This window comes from Vibrio sp. 1641, assembly GCF_033339995.1.
Classification (GTDB): domain Bacteria; phylum Pseudomonadota; class Gammaproteobacteria; order Enterobacterales; family Vibrionaceae; genus Vibrio; species Vibrio alginolyticus.
Genome location: NZ_JAWOVP010000328.1, coordinates 1 through 599, shown reverse-complemented (window position 1 = coordinate 599; position 599 = coordinate 1). Strand labels below are relative to the sequence as shown.

General features: G+C 47.9%; 1 protein-coding gene. It reads right to left on the bottom strand.

The window, feature by feature from the left end; translation table 11 throughout:
* On the bottom strand, window positions 1-597 hold a 597-nt coding region (locus tag R7Z47_RS25795; protein ID WP_318130888.1), incomplete at its 3' end, for a PHP domain-containing protein.
* Window positions 598-599 lie beyond the last annotated feature (2 nt).

Below are 599 nucleotides of genomic sequence, written 5' to 3'. Positions count from 1 at the left end.
AATCTCATGCGCATCGAAAAGGTCTGCACTTAGGAAAACCACTTCGTTTGTCGCGACCACGGGCAAGTCATGTTGCTCAGCGAGATCGATGGCAAAGTGCAAGTACGTCTCTTCATCCGGACGGCCTGTACGAATCAATTCTAGATAGAAACGGTCCGGGAAATGCTGTTTGTAAAACTCTACACAGCTTTCAACCAGTTTACGGTTACCTTTAAGCAGCGCTTTGCCGATATCGCCATTTTTAGCGCCAGAGAGGACGATTAAGCCTTCTGACATCTCGGCCAGCCACGTCCTATCAATCACAGGTTGGTGCTGAACGTGGCCACGTAAGTACGCTTTGGAAATCAGTAACGTGAGGTTCTTGTAACCTGCATTGTCGGCAGCAAGTACTGTCAGCTGGGTCAGTTCTTCACCAAATTCATCAGATTGCATTTTGAAATCTGCACCGATGATCGGTTTAACGCCGGAGCCATGCGCTGTGCCATAAAACTTCACCAAACCACATAAGTTGGTGAAGTCAGTTAAAGCCATGGCAGGCATACCAAGCTCGGCGACTTTCTTGACTATCGGTGGAACTTTATTGATACCATCCACCATCG